A 21,027-nucleotide genomic window follows, 5' to 3' on the forward strand; every position below is an offset into this window, starting at 1 on the left:
CAGTGAACCGGCGGGATGCATGCATCCAGCGCCGGATGTGAGGCAGGCATGGCACAGGTCGATTGGAACGCGCAGATGCAGCCGGGTGAGATGCACCCGGGCGAGCAGATGTATCATCAGGATGCAGGTACGACCGCAGGGCAAGGGGGCGTCTCGCTCACCTCGCTTGCGGGCGCGGCGCTGTCCTTGGGGCTTCTGGTCGGTGTCGGTGTCTGGGGCTATGAACTGGCGATGCGCGACGTGACCGGTGTGCCGGTGGTGCGCGCGCTGGAAGGCCCGATGCGGGTCCAACCCGAAGATCCCGGCGGAATGTCGGCCGAACATCAGGGGCTGGCGGTCAACGCCGTGGCCGCCGAAGGGGGCGCCGCGCGCCCTGCCGACACGCTGACGCTTGCCCCGCAACCCACCGAGCTTGCCGCCGAAGACAGCCCTGCTGATCCAACCGCCGCCGCTGCGGTTGCTGCCGCCCCCATGCCCGCGCCGGAAACCGCTCCCGAAGCCCTGGCCGAGGCCAGCGACCTGGCCGTGCTGGCCGCGCTGGAGGTCGACGATCCCGTGGCTGCTGCCCTGGCCCTGGCGGATGCGGTGTCAGAAGGCGTCGAACCGCTGAGCGAAGCCGCGCCCGAATCTGAAACCGTGCCTGCGCCGACCGAAGCCGTCGCCGTAGCCCCCGAGGTTACACGGACGCCGGAACCTGAAACCCAGAGCGACCGCATCGCCGCCGACGTGCCCGGCGTGAAACGTTCGCCGCGCCCGCTCCGCCGCCCGGCCGAACTGGCCATCGCGGCCTCCGTGTCCGTCTCGGCTCGCGCCGATGCCAGCCCGGCCACTGCCGCGGTTGCGGCGCCCGAGGTGAACGAGATCGACCCGACCAACCTGCCCGTGGGCACGCGCTTGGTGCAACTGGGCGCCTTCGACAGCCCCGAGGTCGCGCGTTCGGAATGGACGAAACTGGCAAGCCGCTTCGACGATTACATGGGCGGCAAGACCCGCGTCATCGAAGAGGCGCAATCGGGCGGCAAGACCTTCTATCGCCTGCGGGCCCATGGCTTTGCCGACCTGTCGGATGCGCGCCGCTTCTGCTCGGCTCTGATGGCCGAAAAAGCCGCCTGCATCCCGGTGGTGACCCGGTAACATGTCGCGTATCGGCGCCTATATCCTGGGCTGCGCAGGGCTGGAGCTTTCGCGCGAGGAGCGGGATTTCTTCGAACGGGTGCAGCCCTGGGGCTTCATCCTCTTTGCCCGCAACGTGGCCGATCCCGACCAGTTGAAGGCGCTGACCGCCGAGCTGCGCGGTGCGGTCGGGCGCAATGTGCCGATCTTCATCGACCAGGAGGGCGGGCGCGTGGCGCGCATGGGCGCGCCCTATTGGCGCGAATGGCTGCCTGCGCTGGATCAGGTGGCTCAGAACAAACGTCATGCTGTCCGGTCAATGTATCTGCGCTATCGCCTCATTGCCGAGGAACTGCGTGCGGTCGGGATCGACGGCAACTGCGCCCCGCTGGCGGATATCGCCAACCCGGACACTCACCCGGTCCTGCGCAACCGCTGCTATGGCGAGGATGTGATTAAGGTGGCCGAGATCGCCGGTTCCGTGGCTCAGGGCCTGGTTGATGGCGGCGTGCTGCCGGTTCTGAAGCACATTCCGGGCCATGGCCGCGCCGTGACCGACAGTCATCTGGACCTGCCGCGCGTCAAGACCCCGGCGCGGGAGTTGAAATGGTCGGATTTCATGGCGTTCGAACCCCTGAATTGGCTGCCGCTTGGCATGACCGCCCATGTGGTCTTTGATGCGATCGACCGGGACCAGTGCGCCACTGTCTCTCCAGCGGTGCATGAGGTGATCCGCACCCAGATCGGCTTTACCGGCTGCCTGATGACCGACGATATCTCGATGCAGGCGCTGGATGGTCCCCTGTCCCTGCGCGCCCGGTCCGCCCTGCGTGCGGGCTGCGATCTGGTGCTGCATTGCAATGGCGAGTTGGAGCAGATGGCCGAAGTCACCGACGTCTCCGGCTGGCTCGAAGGGGCGGCCTTGGAGCGCGCTGACAAGGCCCTGACTTGGCGGCGAGAGCCCGACCCCATTGACATTGCCGCGCTGGAAGCCGAATTTCAGAGCCTGATGACAGGGGGTTCCGCCTGACAGCCGATACGGCGATGAGGCGGGGCATAGCACCGAAAAGAGGGTTTCCTGCGTTCCGCACACCCCGAACAGCAGTTTTGGGCGGGATGCACGGGTGATCGGGCATTGAATGGCAGAAGAACAACTGGACGCATTTGAACCGGATGTCATGAGCGTATCGGAGCGCATGGCGGCCGAGGCGCTGATCGTCGATGTGGACGGGTTCGAGGGGCCGCTCGACCTGCTTCTGACGCTCTCGCGCACCCAGAAGGTTGACCTGCGCAAGATCTCGGTGCTGCAGCTGGCCGAGCAATATTTGCAATTCGTCGAACGCGCCCGCAAGCTTCGGCTGGAACTGGCGGCTGACTACCTTGTCATGGCGGCCTGGCTGGCCTTCCTGAAATCCCGTCTGTTGCTGCCCCCGGATCCCACGGAAGAGGGGCCCTCGGGTGAGGAACTGGCCGCTCACCTGGCCTTCCAGCTTGAGCGCCTACAGGCGATGCGGGATTCAGCGGCCAAGCTGATGGCGCGCGACCAGCTGGGGCGCGATTTCTTCGCCCGTGGCATCCCGGAGGACGTCACCCGCGTGCGTCGCGTCACCTATACTGCGACGCTTCTGGACCTGATGCAGGGCTATGCGCGTATCCGCACCAAGGACGAGTTCCGCCCCTTCGTCATGGACCGCGAGGCGATCTTGACCATGGAACAGGCGTTGGAACGCATGCGCGGGCTGATCGGTTATGCGGGCGACTGGACCGACCTGACCTCCTACCTGCCCGAGGGCTGGGAAATGGACCCGAAAAAGCGCCGCTCGGCCACGGCGGCGAGCTTTGCCGCCTCGCTGGAACTGGTCAAGGCGGGCGCGATCGAAATCCGGCAGGGCGAGACCTTCGCCCCCATTGAAATCCGCAGGAAACCCGAATGAGCGAGACGGATCTGGAAATGGAACAGGAAGAAAGCCTGTTCGAAGCCCCGCCAATGGGCGAGCAGGAGCGTATGGTGGAGGCGATCCTGTTTGCCTCGGCCGAGCCGGTCAGTGTGTCCGACATGGAGGCGCGCATGCCCCATGGGTCCGACCCCGCCGAGGCGCTGGTGCACCTGCGCAAGCGCTATGAGGGGCGCGGCGTGAACCTGGTGCGGGTGGGCGACGCCTGGGCCATGCGCACGGCCTCCGACCTGGGCTATCTGATGCAGAAGGAAACGGTCGAGACGCGCAAGCTTAGCCGTGCGGCGATCGAGACGCTCGCCATCATCGCCTATCACCAGCCGGTGACGCGGGCGGAGATTGAAGAAATTCGCGGCGTGTCCGTCTCACGCGGCACCATCGACCAGTTGATCGAGATGGAGTGGATCCGCTTCGGCCGCCGTCGCATGACCCCGGGCCGCCCGGTGACCTTTGTGGTGACGCCCGATTTCCTGGATCACTTCGGCTTGGAAAGCGCGCGCGACCTGCCGGGGCTGAAGGAGCTGCGCTCGGCCGGGCTGCTCGAAAGTCGCCCACCGCCAGGGCTGATGCCCGGGCCCGAGAGCGACGAGGAAGAGGACGAGGCCACCGAGGGCCAGTCGGAACTGTTCGAGGATTGATCCTGGGATGCCTCGCAACTAACCAAAATTATTAAATAATTTTCGGTGGCGCGGCGATGGCGCGCTGCGCGCGCAGGTTACTCCATGTCGCCCTTTCATCTTGCCTGAAATAGGCCGTCAGGCCGTTGACGGAAAGGCCCCCATGCCGAGCGCAGCGAGGCCACCAGCGCCCCGAATTCTTTTTCAAAAGAATTGCCCGCAACGGGGCAGGTCTGGACCCCGCCCACAAAATGCCCATTTCGTGCTATAACCAGATCCAGAGCAGTGCGAGGAGAGGTGTCATGAACCTCAATCAGATCATCAACATGATTCTGCGCCGTGTCATGCGGCGGGTGATCAACAAGGGTGTCGACAAGGGCATCGACATGGCCGCGGGCGGCGGGCGCAGCCGAGACGAGATGACGCCCGAAGAACGAAAGCGTGCTCAGGCCGCCAAGGAGACCGCGCGCAAAGCCAAGCGGGCGGCGCGCATGGCGCGGCGCATGCGCTGAGGAAAGACCACGGGAGATTTCCCCCGTGGTCCGCAGGTCTTAAGCCGCGTCGTAGTGGGTGAAGGGCGTAACCTGCCCGTCCCCGCCGATCAGGAACACCGTATAAGCCTCGCGTTCGCTTTCCGGACCCATTCCGGGGCTGCCCCAGGGCATGCCGGGCACGGCCAGGCCGATGGCGTCGGGGCGTTCCTGCAATAGGCGGCGGATGTCGGCGGGCGGCACGTGGCCCTCGATCACGTAACCTTCGATCCGTGCGGTGTGGCAGGAGGCCATGTCTTCGGAAATGCCGCTGTCGCGTTTCAGCTGTGACAGTGCCTGCCAGGAGGCCTCGGCGGTTTCGGTCACGAAGCCTTCGCGCCCCAGGATTTCCACCCAAGCACCGCAGCAGCCGCAGCTTGGGTCCTTGGTGACCTCGATAAAGGGCGCGCTGCTCGCGCGGGCGGGTAGGGTGGCGGTTGCGCCGAGTGCGGCGAAGGCGGCCAACATCTGGCGGCGGGTCGGGTTGATCATGTCATGTCCTTTCGGGGTGTGGGGCGCGCAGCCCCCTGTGTCGATGTGGGTTGGGCGCGTCATGAACCGGCGCGCTCCATACGTGTGCGTTCGGCCTGCTGGGAACGGATGTCTTCGGGCCAGGTGGATTTGATGAAGCTGAGCACGGCGCTTATCTGACCATCCGTCAGCTGATCTCCGAATCCGGGTATGCCGCTGGCAAAGCCGTTGACACCGCGCGCGGCGAGCGTCTCTGCGCCGCCGTACTTCGTATAGGCGAAGAGCAGATCGTCCCCGTGGTGCCAGGTGTGGCCGGTCGCGTCATGCGGTGGGGCGGACAGGATGCCGTCCGGACCGGGCTGGCGCCAGTTGGGTTGGCCTTCCAGCTCGGTGCCGTGGCAGCTTGCGCAGGTCTCGGCATAAAGCGCGGCGCCAAGGGCCAAGGTCTCGGCGTCGGGCAGGTCCGTGGTGCCGTCTTGGCGGGGCCAGAAGGTGGCGCCGACAAGGACCACGCCAGCTATACCCGCCCCTGTGAACAGGGCGCGGTTCATGGCATATCCTCCCTAGTTCGTCGTGGGAAGGTCTCCAATTTATTGATTTTCATGAGGTTTCTCCTGTCTGAATGTCCTGCGCCGGAGGCGCGGTGGATGGGTCAGACAGGGGGGCGTGGGGGTGGTGGATCAAGGCCGCCGGGGCCATTTGCAAGGACGATGTCCTGGTCCGGATGAACCAGGGGCAATGGCCCGGGTTGGAAATCCGCAAGCGCGGCGGGCAAGCCGACGCCGGCAAGGCTGCATCCCCCGACCATCTCACAGGGGCAGGGCTTGTCCGCCTGTGCGGGCATGGAATGCCCCGCCATCTCGCAGTCCGGACCGGCGCAGTGGCCGCCGGGGGCTGCCGGAGCCTGGTCGACCAGCACAAGGCACAGGGCCAAGGCAGCCAACAGGCTGCGCAGGGCAAGAGCCAAGGGGGTGGTCAGACGGATCAAGGCGCACTCCAGGCGGGTCGGTCGTTTCGACAAAGATGTGCATGCTAGCCACCCGGGTCAATGACATCCGTCAAGCGCGGCGAGTGCCCGCCGCTACATACGGAAGTGTTTGGACAGTTTCAGCCCTTGGCCCTGGTAGTTCGACTTGATGTCCTGACCATAAAGCGCCTCGGGCACGTCGCTCATGCGTTCATAGACCAGGCGGCCGACGACCTGGCCGTGTTCCAGCACGAAAGGCGCCTCGTGGCAGCGCACTTCCAGCACCCCGCGCGAGCCCGCGCCTCCGGCGGCGTCATAGCCGAAGCCCGGGTCGAAGAAGCCCGCGTAATGTACGCGGAATTCGCCGACCATGGCCAGATAGGGCGCCATTTCGGCGGCGCAGTCGGGCGGGATGGCGATCGCCTCGCGCGAGACGAGGATGTAGAAGGCGCCGGGGTCGAGGATGATGCGCCCGTCGCTCGTGCGCACCTCTTCCCAGTACTCCGCCGGGTCGTAATGGGCCAGTTTGGACAGGTCGACGACGCCGGTGTGGCGCTTGGCACGATAGCCGACCAGGTCGCCGGTTTCGGGGCGCAGATCGACCGAGAATCCCAGACCGTCAGAGATCACCGGATCGCCGGAAACGATGGGGCTGCGCGCGTGCACCTCGTGCAATTCGGCGTCGGTCAGGATGGTCTTGCCCTGGCGGAAGATCACCTGGTTCAAGAGCTGCCCGGGCTGGGCCACCACGGAAAAGCTCTGCGGGCAGATCTCGGCATACAAGGGCCCGTCATAGCCCTCCTGTACCCGGTCGAACTCGATGCCATTGTCGGTGATCACACGGGTCATCAGGTCGACGCGACCGATGGAGCTCTTGGCCGAAGCCGCTGCCGTCATGCCTTCGGGCAGGCGCAACCGTTCCATCAGCGGCACCACGTAAACGCAGCCCTTTTCCAGCACAGCGCCGCCCGTGAGGGTAATCTCGTGCATGGTCAGCTCGTCCAGCCGTTCGGTCACGGTCGAGCCCTTGCCGGGCAGGAACGATGCGCGCACGCGGTAAGCCTTGTCGCCCAGGCGCAGATCGAGGCTCGCAGGTTGAATCTGTTCGTTCAGAATCGGGGAAGAGGCGGCAATCGCGCCTTCGGTAATCATCTGGCGGATCTGGTGATCGGCCAGCACGCCGATCTTGATGGCGCTGTTCATCTTGCTCTCTCCTCCAGATACAAAAACACCCGCCGGAAAACCCGGCGGGCGGTTTTGTTGGTCGGGCTAGCAGGACTCGAACCTGCGACCTTCCGTCCCCCAGACGGACGCGCTACCAGGCTGCGCCATAGCCCGACGTGAGGCTCTTCATAGCGTTTTTCGCGGGCAGGGCAAGCGGCAAAACGCATGAATTTCACCTTTTCGCCTATTGCATGCCGCGGCGGGGCGCATCGCGTTTCATACGGCCCGAAAGCTCCTGCAACCGGTCGCCGAGCGCGCGCATCTGGGCGGGGGATCCCTGCGGTGTGCGGGCGGTCAGACGACGCATGCGCGCGGCCAGCGAGGGGCCAGCGGGCGAGATGTCGTCTTCCTCGGGGTCGTTGGGAATATGCGAGATATCCATCGGTGCCGGGGCGGAAGTCGTCTCTGGAACCGGATCCTCCAAGACGGGCTCAGGTTCCGGGGCAGGCGACGCGTCCGCAGACGCATCGGCCATGTCTTCGGCAACCGTGGCCGGGTCTTCGGCGGGAGGCAATGGCTCGACCGGCGGCTCGACCTCCGGTTCGATGGGCGCGGCTTCGATGGTGCTCTCTGCAGTCGACGGTTCCTCCGCCTCTTCGACCGCGGCGCCCAGCGTTTCCTCGGGGAGCGCTTGCGCAGGGTCGAGGGCCGGTTCCGAGGCCGGGAGCCCTTCGTCAGCCGTCGGCACCTGTTCTGATTCGATTTCGGTCTCCGGTGGCCCGGCGGCTTCTGTCGCGGTCACCCCTTCCAGGATGCCTGCGGGGGGATCAAGCTCCACCGCGACTTCTATGGCCACGTCGACAGCAACACGTGAGGGTGCCGTGGCCGGGTCTTCGCTTGGCGGGACGGTGATCTCGGCCGGAACGGGATCGGCGGCGGGGGCTGCATCAGCCTTGCCCAGGTCGCCGGTGGCCAGCGGCAGGTCCTGTGCCCCCAGGCGCGGCAGCTCCGAGGGATCTTCGAACTGGTCAACTGACTGCGCCTCTTCAACGGGGGGCGGGGTGAAATCTGCGCCATGGGCGTGGAACTCCACCGCCTCGGGGCTTTCCACCACATCCTCCTGGGCCAGGTCGTCGGTGGCGGCGGACTCGCCAAAGTCGAACCCGGTCTGCATCGGGGACGCGGACGGTGTGTCCGTGGCAGGCGGCATGAGGGCATCGCCACCGGTGGCGACTTCCGGCTCCGCATCGGTCATCGGGGCAGGTTGGGCCTCAGGGTTAGCCTGCGCGGCAGGACGAGCCAGAGGGGGCACCTCCGGTTCAGGCGTCGGCTCGGGCCAGGTGGTCAGCGGCGGTTCTGTGACAGGTTCCGAAACCGGTTCGGACGCGGTAGGCGGCGCCGAGATTGGCTTTGCTGGAGCCGGGGGAACCGGGATTGGGTCTTTCGGGTCAGCGGCAGGTTCGGCTGGGACAGGAGCGGGATCATCGACCGCCACCTCAACCGCCTCTTCGACGACTGTCGTCTTCGCCGACGCGGGCGGCGTGGTCGCTGCGGCGGGCTGGCTACGCAGTTCGACCACATTCGACGGGGTCACGTCGATCATGGAGGAGTCATCCAGCGCGGGCGACATCGCGGCGACATGTTTCACACCTTCTTCGCGCAGCAATTTCTGCACCCCGCGAATGGTCATGCCGTCATCATGCAGAAGCTTGCGAATGCCGCCCAACAGCTCCATGTCCGCCGGGCGGTAGTAGCGCCGCCCACCGGCACGTTTCACCGGTTTCACCTGGGCAAAACGACTTTCCCAGAAGCGCAGAACATGGGTGGGCACGCCTAGCCATTCCGCCACCTCGCTGATGGTTCGAAAGGCGTCAGGAGACTTCTTGTCCATGGTCTTGACCGTATCGTTGGTGCTGCTCGTTCTTCACGTGATGCGTTTGGGGCGCGCCAGGCGGGCCCCCGGGGCCGCATCAGCCCTTGTTGCCGTCCGCTACGCGGTCCTTCATCAGGTGCGAAGGACGGAAGGTCAGAACCCGGCGCGGCAGGATCGGTACTTCCTGGCCGGTCTTGGGGTTGCGGCCCACGCGGGCGGCCTTGTCACGCACCGAGAAAGTGCCGAAGGAGCTGATCTTGACGCTTTGGCCATTCGCCAGCGCATCGGACATGTGGTTCAGCACGCTTTCGACCAGCTGTGCGCTTTCGTTGCGCGACAGGCCGACTTCGCGGAAAACGGCTTCGCTCAGATCCATGCGTGTCAATGTTTTGGTCATTCTATCCCCCGGAAATCCCTGTTGGCTTGTTGCAGGGAAGAATGCGGGGATCGGTTTTCCGAGTCAATATCAACGGGTTGGGAAACCCGGTTCATGCGCGGATTGAGCGGCTCTGAGCCTGATTTACCAGCGTAGAACCACCGCGCCCCAGGCCAGACCGCCGCCAATGGCCTCGGTGACCAGCAAATCGCCTTGTTTGATCTTGCCTTCGGCCTTGCCCACGGACAGGGCCAAGGGAATCGATGCGGCAGAGGTGTTGCCATGATCTTGCAGGGTGACGATGACGCGTTCCATCGGCACGCCCATCTTCTTGGCGGTGCCCTGGATGATGCGGATATTGGCCTGATGCGGCACGATCCAGTCGACGTCATCGTCGCTCAGACCGGCCTTTTCCAGCGCGGTTTCGGCCGTTTCGGTCAGTTTGCCTACCGCCTGGCGGAACAGCAGGTTGCCCTGCATGCGCAGGTAGCCCGATTTCTGGTTGGTCGAGACACCGCCGTCGACATAGAGCATCTCGCGCAACCGTCCGTCCGAGTTCAGGTCGGCCGACAGAATGCCGCGGTCAGCGTTGTCGCCATTGCCGTCCTGCGCCTCGATCACGATGGCGCCGGCGCCGTCACCGAACAGCACGCAGGTGGCGCGGTCTTCCATGTCGAGAATGCGCGAGAAGGTCTCGGCCCCGATCACCAGGGCGCGTTTGGCCTGGCCGGAAGTCACCAGCGCATTGGCATTGGTCAGGGCAAAGACGAACCCGGCGCAGACCGCCTGAACATCGAAACCGAAACCGCGGGTCATGCCCAGCTGGTTCTGGATCATCGTCGCGACCGAGGGGAAGGTGAGGTCCGGGGTCGACGTGGCGACGATCACCAGGTCGATGTCGTCAGGCTCCAGCCCTGCGTCCTTCAGCGCGGCCCGGGCGGCCGAGGTGCCCATGTGCGAGGTGGTTTCGCCTTCCGCCGCGAAATGGCGCCGTTCGATGCCGGAGCGTGTGCGGATCCATTCGTCGGACGTGTCCACCAGCTTTTCGAAATGGGAATTCGGAACCACCCGTTCGGGCAGGTAGTGCCCAACCCCGGTCACAACGGCGCGTAGTGTCATTCCGCCTGCTTACCCTCTTGGCCCTCTGGGCTTTGTTGTCCCCGCAGGGTCTCTTGCCCCGGCGTCACGGCATCCTGACGCGGAGCGGAGGCGGATGCAACCCGTGCAGCAAGTTTCTGCGTGAAGCCCCCTTCGGCGAGGCGGAAGGCCAGTTTCACCGCCGCCGAGACTCCGGTGGCATCGGCCGAGCCATGGCTTTTCACAACGGTGCCATTGAGCCCCAGGAAGACGCCGCCGTTCACCCTGCGCGGGTCGATGCGTTTGGACAGGCGCCTGAGTGAGGTCATGGCCAGAAGGGCGGCGATTCGGGATAGAGGCGTGGCCTTGAAGGCCTCGCGCAGGAAATCCCCCACCAGGGTGGCAGTGCCTTCGCCGGTCTTCAGCGCGATATTGCCGGTAAACCCGTCGGTAACGATCACGTCGCAGGTCGCGCCGGGAATGTCGCCCCCTTCGACGAAACCGACGAAGTCGAAATTGGCCCCGGGCGCGGCCTCGGTGATCATCTCATGCGCCGCCTTTAGCTCGGCGCGGCCCTTGTGTTCCTCGGTGCCGACATTCAAGAGGCCGATGCGCGGCCGGGCCAGACCCAGCCCGTTGCGCGCGTAGGAGGCGCCCATCAGCGCATATTGCAGAAGGTCGGTTTCATCGGCGCGCACATCGGCGCCCACGTCCAGCATGATGTTGAACCCGCCGGGATTGCGCGAGGGCCAGAGGCAGGCAATCGCCGGTCGGTTCACCCCGGGCAGCTTGCGCAGGCGCACCATGGACAGGGCCATCAGCGCGCCGGTGTTGCCGCAGGAGACCGCGACGTCTGCGTCACCCTGTTTCACCGCATCCACGGTGGACCACATCGAGGTCTTCTGCCCCTTGCGCATCACCTGGCTGGGCTTGGCGTCCATCGTAACGACCTCGTCGCAGTGACGGATCTCGCAGACCTCGGCGAGGTCGCGGCGCTTGGCCAGAAGCTTTTCAAGGGTGGGTTTGTCGCCATGCAGGATGAACCCGATGTCCGGGTTCTTGTCTGCCGACAAGGCAAGACCGGCGACAACTGCCGCCGGTCCGCGGTCGCCGCCCATGGCGTCAACCGAAATGATGGTGCGTTTGCTGCTCGTGCCGGTCACGGTCATACCTTGGCCTGCGGGGTGTTCCCCAGTTCAGGTTCTGTACTGACACGCCGGGACCGGCGCGACAAGGGGGCGCTTACGCCGCGTCCTCGTCGTCGAACTCGGCCTCGTCCACCATGGCAACGACTTCCTTGTCGTCATAGTGGCCGCAGGACGGGCACACGTGGTGGGGGCGCTTCAGCTCGCCGCAGTTCGAACACTCGTTCGGGTTCGCGCCTTCCAGGGCGTGATGCGAGCGACGGTTGTTGCGGCGCGACTTGGATACTTTGTTCTGTTGGACAGCCATGTCTCAACCCATTCGTTCGGGGGCCCATTGGCCCGGTGTCTCGTCGGTTTCCGGCGCGTATACGCCCATCCTGTGGCGCGCCGCAACCCGGTTTGTTCATGAAGGCCGCGAAAATACAGCGAATTGCCGGTTTGGCAAGTGATTTATGGGGCAAAGGCGCCGCCTAGGTTCAGGCGCGGGCGCTTTTGCCGGGCACTTAGCCGTTTTCGTCACCCCCGTCGCCGGAATCACTGCCCGAATCCAGTGCGGATTTCAGCGCGGCCAGCCCGGCAAAGGGCTTGGCGTCGTCATCGCTCATCGCCTGTTTTCCCGGTTCGGTGAAATCCTTCTGTTTCAGCGCCGCGCCTTCGGCTTGAGGGTAGAGCGGGATCGCGAGCGCCAGCGCCTCCAGCGCCACTGCGCCAAGGTCGATCACCGCGCCCAGCGGTTCCTCATCGGCATCCTCGGGCATTTCCGCTTCCGATGCGGTTTCGGGCTCCAGACCCGCGCGCCAGCTGCGCTGGATGTCTTCCTCGATCCGCGTGTTTACCGGCTCCAGCGTAACCACGCAGGGCTGCGTGACCGTGGCGCCGATATGACCGGTGAAGCGCCAGTCGCGTTTGCCCAGCGGGGCGAGCTTGCCGGTGACGCGCATCTTGCGCAGCCCGTCCAGCCCCATCTCGGCGGCAATGGCAGCAAGGGTGGCGGCGTCGGGCAGGAGTTCGATCTCGACCACGCGGCCCTGGGGCAGATCGGCCGGGCGGATCGGGTGGGTCAGCGGGGATTGGGACGGCATCGGGTGGCTCATCTGGTTTTTCGTTCCTTGCGGCTTGCATGATCCTTGGGTAAGCGGATAGGGATACAGGGATTACTTCGCAAGGGGGCGGCATGTCCATTCAGCGCAGCATTGTCAAAGGACTGGCCGGATTGGCCGTTGTCGCGGCACTGACCGCCTGTTCCGCCACCTATCGCAACCACGGCTATGTGCCCAACGAAGAAGAGCTGTCTTTCGTGGCGGTTGGCGTGGATACCCGTGACACCGTGGCCAGCGCCATCGGCACGCCGGGCACCTCGGGCCTGTTGACCGAAGGCGGCTGGTATTACGTGCAGAGCCGGTTCAAGCACTCTGGTCCGCGCAGACCCGAAGAGGTTGAGCGCGAAGTCCTTGCTGTCAGTTTCGATGAGGATGGCGTGGTCGAGAACATTGAGCGATTCGGGCTTGAGGACGGGCGCGTTGTGGTCCTGTCGCGCCGTGTGACCGACAGCAACATCAAGGGCGTGACCTTCATCCGCCAGCTGCTGGGCTCGATCGGTCGTCTGAACGCCGAAGACCTGCTGTAAGGGGCGGGCGGGGCGCGTGTCAGCGCCCCGGTGCGACCGGCGGGTCACTCTTTCTTGTCGTCCTCAGGGGTAAAATCCAGCGCCACGCCGTTGATGCAGTAGCGCATGCCGCCGCGATCCGGCGGCCCATCCGGAAAAACGTGACCCAGATGCGCGTCACATTGCGAACAGGTGACCTCGGTGCGCACCATGCCGTGGCTGGTGTCCATGTGCTCGTCGATGCCCGCGCCTTCGGCGGGCGCCACGAAGGACGGCCAGCCGCAACCGCTTTCGAACTTCTCCTCCTTGGTGAACAGGGGCGCCCCGCAGCAGGTGCAGGTAAATTCCCCTGGTCCCTCGGCAAAACCGGGGTGCGAGAACGGGCGTTCGGTCGCGGCCTCGCGGGTCACGCGGTAGGTCAGGTCGTCCAGCTGCTCGCGCCATTCGGTCGTGGTTTTCGTCACCTTTTCGTTCATTCGCTCTCCCTTTCCGGTAGTTTCGCATGACATGCCCCTGTCACATCTTGTGTGCACAAGGGCGCGAGGACATATTTAGGCGGGTGGCCTGACAGCGCCAAGGGGGCGCCATGGGCCAGGAGATCACGATGCCGACATTGAGCAAGGGGCGTTATCAGGCGCGCTTGGCCGAAACCCGGGCGGATATCGAGGCCGCGCAGGCGCTGCGGTTCCGCTGTTTCGTCGATCCGGCCGGCGGTGGTCTGGACGCCGATCCCTTCGATGCGACCTGCGCCCATGTGCTGGTCGAGGAGGCCCGCTCGGGCGCCCTGGTCTGCTGTTTCCGGCTGATGCCGCTCGACAGTGGCGCAGCCATTGGTGACAGCTATTCGGCGCAGTTCTATGACCTCGACGCGCTGGGGGATTTTTCGGGCCGCATGGTCGAGATGGGGCGTTTCTGCATCGCGCCCGAGGTCCAGGACCCCGACATCCTGCGCGTGGCCTGGGGTGCCATGACCCGGTTCGTGGATGCGGAACGCATCGAGATGCTGTTCGGCTGCTCCAGCTTCAAGGGCACGGATGAAGCGGCCTATCTGGACGCCTTTGCCATGCTCAAGCACCGCCACCTGGCGCCGAAACGTTGGCTGCCGCGGGTGAAGGCGCCGCGGGTCTTCCGCTTTGCCCAGAAACTGCGCCGCAAACCGGATGCGAAACGCGCCATGCTGACCATGCCGCCGCTTCTGCGCACCTATCTGATGATGGGCGGCTGGGTCAGCGATCATGCCGTTGTGGATACCGACCTGAACACGCTACACGTCTTCACCGGGCTCGAAATCGCCGCCGTGCCGCCGTCTCGGGCGCGCCTGTTGCGGGCGGTGGCCGGTTAGGCGGGCCTGAGGCGTTGACGCGCGGGCCGCAACAGCCTACCTCGCCCCCATGGCACGTATACCCCTTCTGCAGCTCACCGACATTTCCCTGACCTTCGGCGGCGATCCCGTGTTCGACGGGCTCGACCTGGTCGTGCAACCCGGCGACCGCGTGGCGCTGGTCGGGCGCAATGGATCGGGCAAGTCCACCCTGATGAAGGTCATGGCGGGCATGGTCGAGGCCGACCGGGGCGAGCGCATCCTGTCGCCGGGCGTGACCACTGGATACATGCAACAACACCCGGACCTGTCGGGCTTTGCCACGCTGGGCGATTTCGCCGCCTCCGATCTGGAGCCGGGCAGCGAATACCTGGTCGAACGGGTGGCCGAGGGGCTGAAGTTCAAACCGGACACCGATGTCGCCACCGCCTCGGGCGGGGAACGGCGCCGCGCCGCGCTGGCCAAGCTGCTGGCCGAGGCGCCCGAGCTGATGTTGCTGGACGAGCCGACCAACCACCTGGATATCGAAGCGATCACCTGGCTGGAACGCGAACTGTCTTCGACCCGCGCGGGCTTTGTCCTGATCTCCCACGACCGGGCTTTCCTGCGCGCGCTGACCCGCGCCACGCTCTGGGTCGACCGGGGACAGGTCCGGCGGCAGGAGAAAGGTTTCGAAGCCTTCGAGGCCTGGCGCGACAAGGTCTGGGAAGAGGAAGACCTGCAGCGCCACAAGCTCGACCGCAAGATCAAATCCGAGGCCCGCTGGGCAGTCGAAGGCATTTCCGCCCGGCGCAAACGCAACCAGGGCCGCCTGCGCGCGCTGCACGCGATGAAGGCCGACCGGGCGGCGCAGATCAAGCGCCAGGGCAGCGCCGAAATGGCGCTGGAATCGGGGCCGAAATCTGGCCGTCGCGTGATTGAGGCGAAAGGTATTTCAAAGACTTACGGCGAAAAGCTCATCCTTCGCCCCTTCGACTTGCGCATCATGCGCGGCGACCGTGTCGCGCTGGTTGGCCCCAATGGCGCGGGCAAGACGACGCTGCTTAAGATGCTCATCGGCCACGAAGCGCCGGACACGGGCACCGTCACCCTGGGCACCGGGATCGAGATGGCGGTCTTTGACCAGAACCGGTCCACCCTGGATGACAATGCGTCGCTGTGGGAGAACCTGACCCACGACCCGACCATGCGCATTTCCGGCCGTTCCGACCAGGTCATGGTGCGCGGCAATCCGAAACATGTTGTCGGTTACCTCAAGGAATTCCTGTTCGACGAGGCCCAGGCCCGCGCGCCGGTGCGCAGCCTCTCGGGCGGCGAAAAGGCGCGGCTGATCCTCGCCAAGATCATGGCGCGCAGCTCGAACCTGCTGGTGCTCGATGAACCAACCAACGACCTGGATGTGGAGACGCTGGATCTGCTGCAAGAGCTGTTGGGCGATTATGACGGCACGGTGATCCTGGTCAGCCACGACCGTGACTTCCTGGACCGGGTGGCGGCCACGACCATCGCGATGGAGGGCAACGGCCGCGCAACGATCTACGCGGGCGGCTGGACCGACTATCAGGCCCAACGGGGCGAGGATGCGCCTGAGAAGGCGGCCAAGGCCAAGGCGCCAAAGAAAGAGGCCAAACCCGCCGCCGCCAAGACGCCCAAGGCCTCGAAACCGGGCCTATCCTATGTCGAACAGCACCGCCTGGAGGCGCTGCCCACCGAAATGGAACGTCTGGAGGCGGAAATCGCCAAGCTGGAACAGTTCCTCGCCGATCCCGAGCTTTTCACCAAGGAGCCGGTGAAGTTCAAGAAAGCCTCCGAAGGGTTGGTGGAACGGCAACAGAAACTGGCCGCCTCGGAAGAGGAATGGCTGGAGCTGGCGGAGAAGGCGGAGGGGTAGGGCAACCTGCCCCCTTGATTTTTGACCCGCAGAATTTCAACCTCAAGGTTTTTTTTGAGGGAGGAATTGCCATGCCGAAAGACCGGCCATCCTATTGCAAACGCGGAGAGCACGCCCGCCTGTTTCCGGTTCTGTCCACCACGTCGAAGGAGGGGCGTACGACTTCCATCGTTCTCGCTTGCCTGGAACGGGTAAAGGAGCTGCGCGAGGTGCTTCTGGGCTCCCTTGGTCAACGCCTGGGTGCCCGTGCGCGACTCGACTGCTTCACTGAAGTCGCCTTTGAGGATACAGGCCCGGATGACCGGCCCGACGGGCTGATCGTCCTGCATGTGGGCAGACGTGAATGGACGCTGCTCGTCGAGGCCAAGGTCGGCGCCGCACCCCTGAAGCCCGAACAGGTCGAGAAATACCGCCAAATCGCACGTGCCCACGGGTTGGATGGGGTTCTGACGATCTCAAACCAGTTCACGGTGGATCCAGTGCATCACCCCCTGGAAGAGGTGCGCAAGAGCCGATCAAAGGTGCAGGTCTATCACTGGTCTTGGACCTACATCCTGACCGTTGCCGACCTGCTGCTGAGCAGTGAGCGGGTCGAAGATGCGGATCAACTGCTTCTGCTTGAGGAACTTCACCGATTTCTGAGCCACGAAAGCGCGGGTGTTAAGGGATTCGAGCGCATGCCGCCGGAATGGGGGGAGCTCAACAAGCTGGTCAGCGCGGGCGGGGCAATTCCAGCCCGTTCCGAAGAAGCCCGGGCTGTTATCGAGGCTTGGCACCAGGAAACACGCGACCTGTCTCTCATCCTGAGCAGACAGACGGAAACGCATGTCGGCCAGCGCCTGATGCGCAGACACCGTGATGATCCGGCGCAACGCATGAAGGATGAGCTGGCTCAATTGCGTGAAAGGAAATGCCTGTTTGCGCATTTCAACATCCCCGATGCGGCTGCCCCGCTTGAGGTGACTGCCGACCTGGGGCGGCGTTGCGTTGATGTGGGCATGACCCTGCGTGCGCCCGAGGATCGCAAATCCTCCAAGGCGCGGTTGAACTGGCTTCTGCGGCAGGTCAAGGCTGACGCGGAAGACCTCCACATTCGCATGAACTGGCCCGGAAGCGCGCAACCCACGATTTATGCGCTGGCCGATCTCAGGGCTGATCCGGGGCTGATCGACAAGGATCGCAGTCACTTGGTGGTCAACAGTTTCCACGTCTTCATTGCCCGCAGGCTCGGCGCGCGGTTCACTCAGTTGGCGAATTTCATCACCGATTTGGAAGCCGTGGTGCCGGAGTTCTATCGGGAGGTGGGCCAGGACCTTCAGGAATGGCGCAAACCTGCACCAAGGATCAAGGCAGGCCCCGAGGTGGAGCCGGAACCGGAGGAGGGGTGATCACACACCCACCCCATCTGGCGCGTTGAACTCCGCCCAGGTGATGTAGTGATCCGAGCCCTGGGTCTGCGGCGAATTGATCACCTCCACCTCGCCGGTCGATAGCGCCCAGAGGGCGGGGGAGCAGAGCAGGTGGTCAAGCTGGGCCCAGCTTTTCTTGCGCCTGCCTTCCGCGCGGTCGTAGCGGGCCCAGAGGTGGGTATCGCGGGGGCGGCGGTCTTCGCTTTCGGGACTCTCATCCGCCTGCGGGATATGCGAGGTTGCGTTGATCAGCCCGAGTGCGTTCAAGGACGAGCACAGAGGGGCCAGCGCGGCGCTGTCGGGTGTGTCGTTCAGGTCGCCCATTACCACGAAGCGATCCGTGGCGGGGTTGAGCTGCCCCCGGATGATGCGCACCACCTCTTCAGCTTCGGCCTGACGCTTGTCTGCTGAGCGCGCCTGGTCGGCGGCATATTGCGCGGGCTCGTCTACGGGATCGTATTTCGAGTATTTCGATTTGAAATGGCAGACGAAGGCGGTCAGCAGGATCTGGCTGCGATCCTTGGACAGCACCTCAACCTGCAGGCAATCGCGCCCGAACCGGTAGTTGTTGCCAGCAGGCGTCTTGAACTCGTTGAACCGGTGCGAGATCACCCGGCCCAGCGGAAAGGATGACAGCAGCCCCAGGTCGATGCCGCGCGGGTCGTTCGACTGTTGGCTGACGATGCCTTTGGTGGTCTTGAACTCCGGCCCGACGGAGCCCTGCACGAAATCCACCAGCGCGCCATAGTTCTCGATCTCCTGCAGGCCGATCACATCGGCGCGGCTCTGACGGATGCGATAGGCCATGTCATAAAGCTTGCTGCGCGGTTTGGGGGAGCTTCCGAAGCGCCCCCAGGGATCGTCGCCGCGCGAATAGGGGTCATCGAAGCGATCGAATAGGTTTTCGATATTGTAAGTCGCAATGCGAAACGTGTCGGCCATGGAAGCTGCCTTGGATAAAGGACGGGATCAATGGTTGTAGAATATCACACTTACGCGGAGAGTGGTGAGTAAGGTTTTCCCCCTGTGGCAAAATGCAGCCACAGGGGGCAGGGGAATGCCCGTCCGGATCAGCCGGGCAGGTAAATGTTGAACCGTTTGCGGATTTCGGCGTCCAGCATCGGGTCCAACCGGGCCGCCGAGGGTTCGGCCAGGATCGCCTCTTTGCGGGCGGTGGCCAGATCCAGCAGGTCCGGCTTGTCCATCTCGGCCCATTCCTTGGGTGAGGTACGGCTGCCCAAGGCGGGGTAGGCGAACTCGGTCTCCATCAGCGCCAAGGTCTTATCCGCGCCCAGGTAATGGCCCGGCCCGTCCAGGCAGACCGATTTCATCAGGTCGATGTCAACGCTGTCCTCGGTCACCTCGATCCCGCGCACACAGCGCAGGGCCTGGCCGATGATATCGTCACCCAGGATCAGGCTTTCGTGGCAGAAGCCCAGCAGTGACGCGTGCATGCCTGCGGCCTCATAGACCATGTTGAGCCCGGACAGACCCGCCATGACGTTCGAACACATCTGTTCCCACCCGGCCTGCATGTCGGGCAGTTTCGAATCCGAGAAGCCCGAGGCGGCCCCGCCGGGCAAGCCGTAGAACTTGTGCATCTGCGCGCAGCCTGCCGCCATCAGCGCCTGTTCGCCCGAACCGCCGGACATGGCGCCGGTGCGCAGGTCGACGACAAAGGGCCAGGTGCCGAAGATCGCCGGGTGGCCCGGTTTGATCGCGTTCACGTAGCAAACGCCAGCCAGGCATTCGGCCACCGCCTGCACGATCGCGCCCGCCAGGGTCGGCGGGGCGGTGGCCGTGGCCATGCCGGCCGACAGCAGCAGCACCGGCATGCCCGCGGCGATGACCTTTTCCATCACCTCGCAGCTTTCGGTGGCGAATTTCATCGGCGGCACGACGAAACAGTTGGAGTTCGACACAAAGGGGCGTTCGCGCCACTTGTCCTCGCCGCCCGCGATCATGTGCAGAAGCTCGATCCCGTCGTCGACGAAATCCGGTTCGGTGAAGGAAACGCCCACGTGTTTCGTGGTGCCGGTGACCGAGGCATAGATCGAGTTCAGGTCCATCTCGCGGTTGTCGGGAATATCGCGGCACACCATCGGGCGCTGCAGGAAGTGGATGTTGTCCAACTGGTTCACGATACGCGCGGCATCATGCAGGTCCTGCACGGTGCTGTCGCGATATTCGCGGCCGTGGACGTCGACCATGTGAACGGCGGCGCCCGCGGTGCCGTAGTGTACGCGCGAGCCGGTCAGATCGAGGTCGTGCTGCCCGTCGCGGCTGTGCAGGGTGATGTCCTTGGCGGCCTTGGCCAGCATGTCCTCAACCATGGCGCGGGGGAAATAGAGCCGCCCGTCGCGATAGTCACAGCCCGCCTTGGTCAGGATGTCAACGCCGCTGGGTGGCGCGTCGGCGAGGCCGATCTGTTCCAGCGCGTCCAGGGCGGCCTGGTGGATGCGTTCCATGCCCGCCTGGGTCAGGGGCTGGTACTGCCCGCCTTCGAGGCCTGCACGAATGGGACGTTGGTCTTTCGAGATGGGGGCTGCGCGCAGGGCTTTACGGGCGGCACGACCGCCGGAGCGGCGGGAGGTCTTGGTGGTCATCTAGGGATCCGTCTGTGTGAAATTGGGGAAGGGTGGCGTCACGCCACGCCCGGCCTTCCGCGTGCCGCGCGGCCCCGTTCTGCCCCGATGGTCACGACGACCAGGGCGATTTTCCACAACATGTTGTCCATGCGCTCCTCCAGACCTTCAGCGTGGCGGCGGAAAAGCGACAGGTCTGGTCTATTTGCGGCAGGGTGTCTGTTTGCGACAGAAAAATGAATGAGGGGTCAGGCCGCCGCCACGGTCACGATGGCAGCATAGTGGATCGAGGCCGCCGCCAGCACCATGCCGTGCCAGATCGCCCGGTTGAACGGCCAGTCGTCGCGATGGTGAAACAACGTGCCCAGCGTATAGGTCACCCCTCCCACGACGATCAGCACCGAGGCTGCAACCGGTAGGGCTTTGACCATCGGTACGATGGCAAGCACCGCCAACCAACCCTGGATCAGGTAAAGCGCGTGGGTGGTCCGATAGAAGCGATGGAAGAAGAAGAGCTTCAGGAACACGCCCACCACGGCAATGCCCCAGGTGGTTGTCGCCAGGATCACACCCATGGGCCCGCCAATGCCGATCAGCGCCATGGGCGTATAGGTGCCTGCGATCATGATGAAGATCGCCGCGTGGTCGAACCGGCGAAGTACCGCGCGGGCGCCCGGGTGCAGGCACATGTTATAGGCGGCGGAGAAGGCGAAGGTGGCAATCAGGCCGATGGCGTAGATGATCAGCGGCGGAATATGCCCGCCGGGCACCGACAGGGCGGCCCAGACAACCAGCGCCGTTGCCCCGATCAGCGCGGCGGCCACCCCCAGCCCGTGCACGATGCCATCAGCCAGGTGTTCGCCAAACGTATGATCCAGACCGTATTTCTTCATGATGCCTCCGGTCCCCAGTCTAGGCCGGAAACCG

General features: G+C 64.7%; 23 protein-coding genes and 1 tRNA gene. 9 read left to right on the forward strand and 15 right to left on the reverse strand.

Going from position 1 to position 21,027, the window contains the following annotated elements; translation table 11 throughout:
* Positions 1-48: 48 nt before the first annotated feature.
* From ACO07D_RS15550 to ACO07D_RS15570, 5 genes are all read left to right on the forward strand, one after another.
* The gene (locus tag ACO07D_RS15550) at positions 49-1,134 is read left to right on the forward strand and encodes an SPOR domain-containing protein (RefSeq protein ID WP_421703856.1); all 1,086 of its coding nucleotides are present in this window, start codon (positions 49-51) and stop codon (positions 1,132-1,134) included.
* Between the two features lies 1 nt (position 1,135).
* Positions 1,136-2,143 (forward strand): glycoside hydrolase family 3 N-terminal domain-containing protein, encoded by a 1,008-nt coding sequence (locus ACO07D_RS15555; protein WP_421703857.1) that lies wholly within the window; start codon positions 1,136-1,138, stop codon positions 2,141-2,143.
* A 109-nt stretch (positions 2,144-2,252) separates the two neighbouring features.
* Entirely contained in the window at positions 2,253-3,047 is a 795-nt protein-coding gene (locus tag ACO07D_RS15560) for a segregation and condensation protein A (RefSeq protein ID WP_421703858.1), read from the forward strand.
* A complete protein-coding gene (gene scpB, locus ACO07D_RS15565) occupies positions 3,044-3,706 on the forward strand; it encodes an SMC-Scp complex subunit ScpB (protein ID WP_421703859.1) in 663 nt (220 codons plus the stop codon). Before ACO07D_RS15560 ends, scpB begins: the two co-directional genes overlap by 4 nt.
* Before the next feature lie 281 nt (positions 3,707-3,987).
* Positions 3,988-4,197, forward strand: a complete 210-nt coding sequence (locus ACO07D_RS15570; RefSeq protein ID WP_421703860.1) for a hypothetical protein — start codon at positions 3,988-3,990, stop codon at positions 4,195-4,197.
* Between the two features lie 39 nt (positions 4,198-4,236).
* Here the strand turns inward: ACO07D_RS15570 and ACO07D_RS15575 are convergent, their stop codons facing one another.
* From ACO07D_RS15575 to ACO07D_RS15625, 11 genes are all read right to left on the reverse strand, one after another.
* Complete coding sequence (locus ACO07D_RS15575; RefSeq protein WP_421703861.1) at positions 4,237-4,707, reverse strand: DUF411 domain-containing protein; 471 nt, start codon at positions 4,705-4,707, stop codon at positions 4,237-4,239.
* Positions 4,708-4,766: 59 nt separating this feature from the next.
* The gene (locus tag ACO07D_RS15580; RefSeq protein WP_421703862.1) at positions 4,767-5,237 is read right to left on the reverse strand and encodes a c-type cytochrome; all 471 of its coding nucleotides are present in this window, start codon (positions 5,235-5,237) and stop codon (positions 4,767-4,769) included.
* Between the two features lie 101 nt (positions 5,238-5,338).
* Positions 5,339-5,674 (reverse strand): hypothetical protein, encoded by a 336-nt coding sequence (locus ACO07D_RS15585; RefSeq protein WP_421703863.1) that lies wholly within the window; start codon positions 5,672-5,674, stop codon positions 5,339-5,341.
* A gap of 93 nt (positions 5,675-5,767) precedes the next feature.
* Positions 5,768-6,856, reverse strand: coding sequence for a 2'-deoxycytidine 5'-triphosphate deaminase (locus ACO07D_RS15590; RefSeq protein WP_421703864.1), 1,089 nt, complete (start codon positions 6,854-6,856; stop codon positions 5,768-5,770).
* Positions 6,857-6,914: 58 nt separating this feature from the next.
* Positions 6,915-6,991 (reverse strand) — tRNA-Pro (locus ACO07D_RS15595).
* Positions 6,992-7,061: 70 nt separating this feature from the next.
* Positions 7,062-8,708 (reverse strand): MerR family transcriptional regulator, encoded by a 1,647-nt coding sequence (locus ACO07D_RS15600; RefSeq protein ID WP_421703865.1) that lies wholly within the window; start codon positions 8,706-8,708, stop codon positions 7,062-7,064.
* Positions 8,709-8,787: 79 nt separating this feature from the next.
* Positions 8,788-9,087: an integration host factor subunit alpha gene (gene ihfA / locus ACO07D_RS15605; RefSeq protein ID WP_421703866.1), complete on the reverse strand. Its 300-nt coding sequence runs from the start codon at positions 9,085-9,087 to the stop codon at positions 8,788-8,790.
* Positions 9,088-9,210: 123 nt separating this feature from the next.
* Positions 9,211-10,185 carry a beta-ketoacyl-ACP synthase III gene (locus tag ACO07D_RS15610; protein WP_421703867.1) on the reverse strand — a complete coding sequence of 325 codons (975 nt, stop codon included), beginning with the start codon at positions 10,183-10,185 and terminating at the stop codon, positions 9,211-9,213.
* Entirely contained in the window at positions 10,182-11,312 is a 1,131-nt protein-coding gene (gene plsX / locus ACO07D_RS15615; RefSeq protein WP_421703868.1) for a phosphate acyltransferase PlsX, read from the reverse strand. The genes ACO07D_RS15610 and plsX overlap by 4 nt, the downstream gene beginning before the upstream one ends.
* A gap of 73 nt (positions 11,313-11,385) precedes the next feature.
* Positions 11,386-11,595, reverse strand: coding sequence for a 50S ribosomal protein L32 (gene rpmF, locus ACO07D_RS15620; RefSeq protein ID WP_300514806.1), 210 nt, complete (start codon positions 11,593-11,595; stop codon positions 11,386-11,388).
* Positions 11,596-11,791: 196 nt separating this feature from the next.
* Positions 11,792-12,382 (reverse strand): YceD family protein, encoded by a 591-nt coding sequence (locus ACO07D_RS15625; protein ID WP_421703869.1) that lies wholly within the window; start codon positions 12,380-12,382, stop codon positions 11,792-11,794.
* An 80-nt stretch (positions 12,383-12,462) separates the two neighbouring features.
* Between ACO07D_RS15625 and ACO07D_RS15630 the strand changes: the two genes are divergently transcribed.
* The gene (locus tag ACO07D_RS15630) at positions 12,463-12,915 is read left to right on the forward strand and encodes an outer membrane protein assembly factor BamE (RefSeq protein WP_421703870.1); all 453 of its coding nucleotides are present in this window, start codon (positions 12,463-12,465) and stop codon (positions 12,913-12,915) included.
* Between the two features lie 44 nt (positions 12,916-12,959).
* Here the strand turns inward: ACO07D_RS15630 and msrB are convergent, their stop codons facing one another.
* Positions 12,960-13,370, reverse strand: coding sequence for a peptide-methionine (R)-S-oxide reductase MsrB (gene msrB, locus ACO07D_RS15635; protein WP_421703871.1), 411 nt, complete (start codon positions 13,368-13,370; stop codon positions 12,960-12,962).
* A gap of 128 nt (positions 13,371-13,498) precedes the next feature.
* Between msrB and ACO07D_RS15640 the strand changes: the two genes are divergently transcribed.
* From ACO07D_RS15640 to ACO07D_RS15650, 3 genes are all read left to right on the forward strand, one after another.
* On the forward strand, positions 13,499-14,236 hold the full coding sequence (locus ACO07D_RS15640; RefSeq protein ID WP_421703872.1) for a GNAT family N-acetyltransferase: 738 nt from the start codon (positions 13,499-13,501) through the stop codon (positions 14,234-14,236).
* Between the two features lie 49 nt (positions 14,237-14,285).
* Complete coding sequence (locus tag ACO07D_RS15645) at positions 14,286-16,106, forward strand: ABC-F family ATP-binding cassette domain-containing protein (protein ID WP_421703873.1); 1,821 nt, start codon at positions 14,286-14,288, stop codon at positions 16,104-16,106.
* Between the two features lie 71 nt (positions 16,107-16,177).
* Positions 16,178-17,494 carry a hypothetical protein gene (locus ACO07D_RS15650; RefSeq protein WP_421703874.1) on the forward strand — a complete coding sequence of 439 codons (1,317 nt, stop codon included), beginning with the start codon at positions 16,178-16,180 and terminating at the stop codon, positions 17,492-17,494.
* Here the strand turns inward: ACO07D_RS15650 and ACO07D_RS15655 are convergent, their stop codons facing one another.
* From ACO07D_RS15655 to trhA, 3 genes are all read right to left on the reverse strand, one after another.
* Complete coding sequence (locus ACO07D_RS15655) at positions 17,495-18,457, reverse strand: endonuclease/exonuclease/phosphatase family protein (RefSeq protein WP_421703875.1); 963 nt, start codon at positions 18,455-18,457, stop codon at positions 17,495-17,497.
* Between the two features lie 128 nt (positions 18,458-18,585).
* The gene (locus tag ACO07D_RS15660) at positions 18,586-20,121 is read right to left on the reverse strand and encodes a trimethylamine methyltransferase family protein (RefSeq protein ID WP_421703876.1); all 1,536 of its coding nucleotides are present in this window, start codon (positions 20,119-20,121) and stop codon (positions 18,586-18,588) included.
* A 227-nt stretch (positions 20,122-20,348) separates the two neighbouring features.
* Positions 20,349-20,993: a PAQR family membrane homeostasis protein TrhA gene (gene trhA, locus ACO07D_RS15665; protein ID WP_421703877.1), complete on the reverse strand. Its 645-nt coding sequence runs from the start codon at positions 20,991-20,993 to the stop codon at positions 20,349-20,351.
* Between the last annotated feature and the right edge of the window lie 34 nt (positions 20,994-21,027).

The organism is Aliiroseovarius sp. (assembly GCF_965228805.1).
Taxonomy (GTDB): domain Bacteria; phylum Pseudomonadota; class Alphaproteobacteria; order Rhodobacterales; family Rhodobacteraceae; genus JASBTN01.

Coding starts and splice junctions, on each gene's coding strand:
- ACO07D_RS15550 (WP_421703856.1), top strand. CDS start 49: ATGGCACAGGTCGATTGGAACGCGCAGATGCAGCCGGGTGAGATGCAC.
- ACO07D_RS15555 (WP_421703857.1), top strand. CDS start 1,136: ATGTCGCGTATCGGCGCCTATATCCTGGGCTGCGCAGGGCTGGAGCTT.
- ACO07D_RS15560 (WP_421703858.1), top strand. CDS start 2,253: ATGGCAGAAGAACAACTGGACGCATTTGAACCGGATGTCATGAGCGTA.
- scpB (WP_421703859.1), top strand. CDS start 3,044: ATGAGCGAGACGGATCTGGAAATGGAACAGGAAGAAAGCCTGTTCGAA.
- ACO07D_RS15570 (WP_421703860.1), top strand. CDS start 3,988: ATGAACCTCAATCAGATCATCAACATGATTCTGCGCCGTGTCATGCGG.
- ACO07D_RS15575 (WP_421703861.1), bottom strand. CDS start 4,707: ATGATCAACCCGACCCGCCGCCAGATGTTGGCCGCCTTCGCCGCACTC.
- ACO07D_RS15580 (WP_421703862.1), bottom strand. CDS start 5,237: ATGAACCGCGCCCTGTTCACAGGGGCGGGTATAGCTGGCGTGGTCCTT.
- ACO07D_RS15590 (WP_421703864.1), bottom strand. CDS start 6,856: ATGAACAGCGCCATCAAGATCGGCGTGCTGGCCGATCACCAGATCCGC.
- ACO07D_RS15600 (WP_421703865.1), bottom strand. CDS start 8,708: ATGGACAAGAAGTCTCCTGACGCCTTTCGAACCATCAGCGAGGTGGCG.
- ihfA (WP_421703866.1), bottom strand. CDS start 9,087: ATGACCAAAACATTGACACGCATGGATCTGAGCGAAGCCGTTTTCCGC.
- ACO07D_RS15610 (WP_421703867.1), bottom strand. CDS start 10,185: ATGACACTACGCGCCGTTGTGACCGGGGTTGGGCACTACCTGCCCGAA.
- plsX (WP_421703868.1), bottom strand. CDS start 11,312: ATGACCGTGACCGGCACGAGCAGCAAACGCACCATCATTTCGGTTGAC.
- rpmF (WP_300514806.1), bottom strand. CDS start 11,595: ATGGCTGTCCAACAGAACAAAGTATCCAAGTCGCGCCGCAACAACCGT.
- ACO07D_RS15625 (WP_421703869.1), bottom strand. CDS start 12,382: ATGAGCCACCCGATGCCGTCCCAATCCCCGCTGACCCACCCGATCCGC.
- ACO07D_RS15630 (WP_421703870.1), top strand. CDS start 12,463: ATGTCCATTCAGCGCAGCATTGTCAAAGGACTGGCCGGATTGGCCGTT.
- msrB (WP_421703871.1), bottom strand. CDS start 13,370: ATGAACGAAAAGGTGACGAAAACCACGACCGAATGGCGCGAGCAGCTG.
- ACO07D_RS15640 (WP_421703872.1), top strand. CDS start 13,499: ATGCCGACATTGAGCAAGGGGCGTTATCAGGCGCGCTTGGCCGAAACC.
- ACO07D_RS15645 (WP_421703873.1), top strand. CDS start 14,286: ATGGCACGTATACCCCTTCTGCAGCTCACCGACATTTCCCTGACCTTC.
- ACO07D_RS15650 (WP_421703874.1), top strand. CDS start 16,178: ATGCCGAAAGACCGGCCATCCTATTGCAAACGCGGAGAGCACGCCCGC.
- ACO07D_RS15655 (WP_421703875.1), bottom strand. CDS start 18,457: ATGGCCGACACGTTTCGCATTGCGACTTACAATATCGAAAACCTATTC.
- ACO07D_RS15660 (WP_421703876.1), bottom strand. CDS start 20,121: ATGACCACCAAGACCTCCCGCCGCTCCGGCGGTCGTGCCGCCCGTAAA.
- trhA (WP_421703877.1), bottom strand. CDS start 20,993: ATGAAGAAATACGGTCTGGATCATACGTTTGGCGAACACCTGGCTGAT.